This is a genomic window from Nocardia sp. NPDC004718 (assembly GCF_053601535.1).
The window spans coordinates 1-1850 of the sequence record NZ_JBSGCA010000143.1 but is presented as its reverse complement, the minus strand read 5'-3'; the positions used below and the strand labels follow the sequence as shown (position 1 = coordinate 1850).

Here is a 1850-nt window from a genome sequence, read left to right as displayed (position 1 = left end):
CACGCAGGTAGAGGAAGCTCCGAGTCCCCGGCGGCGAGTTCCGGCGCTCCTCCATACGACGACTCCTCCGATCCTAATAGCAATCGACTAGCAAATCCAATGGTCTGCCCCGTGCGAAAATGGACACTCCCCACGTCCCAAGAGGTGCTGGGGTGCCGGTAGTAATCGCGCGACAAACAATGAAGTTGGCTTGACCAGCGGCGATGGCTGAACGCGAAAGCCGTTCTCTACTAGACGGTCACGCCATATCCGCCCGTTTTTCGGTAGTCGAACGATCGTGGAACTGAAACAGCGAACAGTCTCCTCCTTATTAGGCGTGCTGTCGGTCTACCGAATGATGGACGCTTCGCCGGGGTGGCTGATGTCGATGTCCGGTCCGTCGCCGAGTTTTCTGGCGAATGTGCGTTCGTCGTCTTCGGTGGCGATGGCCAGCAGTGACGTCCTTTCTGGCGGGCGGTCATGGCCATCGGGTTGCTGTGGTCGGCGGTCAACGATCGACCTGCGGAAGCGGTGAGTAGATGTCGTGCCGCACTTCCTGTGCGCGCCAGCGCAAACAGCGTCGGTTTGCCCTATTCGCAGGCGATGCCGTCCTTATCGCGGTCCAGCTCTGATCTGTAGCCGGGTTCTCCCCGCCGTAGCGGCGCGGCGCCCGCAGCCTTGGCGGCGGCGCAGTTGGAGTAATAGACGCTGGGAGCTGCCGGTCGCGGTGGCACCGGCACGGCCGCCGCCGGAGGCGTCGGTACCACCGCCGCGGGCAGGGCAGGCGCGACCGCAGCTGGCGGCGAGGTGGGGGCGATGGTCGTTTCCGGTGTGGTCGGCGGCAGTGGTACGGCAGTGGTTGTCGGCGCCAGGAGTGTCGTGTGGCCAGCGGATACGACTGATGTCGTGACCGGTGTTGTGGTGGTTGGTGTTGACGCGGTTTCGGCGCCGCAGGCGGCGGCCGCGAGCGTCACTGCCGCGCACGAAAGGAGAGCGGCAGCGTGTCGCCGTGGTGATGTCGTGGTCTCTTTCCGAGGTAGGGGTGTACGTCCGAGCACAGGTGCACGCCGCCGCGTCGACGGAAAGGGTGACGTGCAGCCATGACGCACCGCCATGGCATTGCACCTTGCGTTGTCGGCTGTGGTTCCGTCCCGCAGGTTCTGCGTGGTGTGCAGCTCGGGAACTGCCAGCCTTATCGGAATCGGCCCGGGTTGTGTTTCGGGTATCCAACGCCGTTGGTCTGGCCCTGTGGTTCGCCTCGGCCCGAACGTCGGTGGTCCCTGCCGGTTGGACCGTATCCCTTCTTTCGACGCGGTTGCCTCTGAGCCACCTACCAGTCCCGACGATGAGACCGCACGTCTGGCACCTCGGAAGTCGCTGTGCTGGAGACGGGTTCGCCCTCTACTTCGCGCGGAGCTGGACGCGGACGGTCAGTGTCCGTCTCTGTCGGTGATGTCGGGCCAATCCAGCTTCGGCTGAGTCCCGCTGCGATGCTTCGGGCACCGTCAGAACGCGGGCATGCACCTGTTCGCTCGGTGACAGCCGAAGCAGGCTGCCCGGAGACCCCAGTCTGGGCTGTCGACTGACATCAAGCGCCCGTGTACGCCTGTCGTCGCCCTCGGTCATTGCGACCGGGAATAGAAGCGAATTGGTCACGGCATCCCCGGCGGAGCGGCTACCTGCGCCAATACTCGGAGGGTGAGCGAGATACAAACTTTCGGGTCAACGAGAACGTGTAGGTGCTGGGCAGCGTCCAGCGTAGTGCGAAAGGCCAATTGGAGTGGTCCCCAGAAGTTGGACACCGTAAGTAAGTGTCCATCTTCAGGAGAGCAGGCCGATGTACTCGGGAAGCACGTTGAGTCAGGCCGACG

General features: G+C 63.8%; 1 protein-coding gene. It reads right to left on the bottom strand.

Annotated elements, in window-relative coordinates; all coding sequences use genetic code 11:
• Positions 1 to 569: 569 nt before the first annotated feature.
• Complete coding sequence (locus ACWEH3_RS35990) at positions 570 to 1094, bottom strand: excalibur calcium-binding domain-containing protein (protein ID WP_450026601.1); 525 nt, start codon at positions 1092 to 1094, stop codon at positions 570 to 572.
• Between the last annotated feature and the right edge of the window lie 756 nt (positions 1095 to 1850).

What these genes read in the sequence shown, in the direction of transcription:
- ACWEH3_RS35990 (WP_450026601.1), bottom strand. Translation starts at nt 1,094, where the DNA reads ATGGCGGTGCGTCATGGCTGCACGTCACCCTTTCCGTCGACGCGGCGG.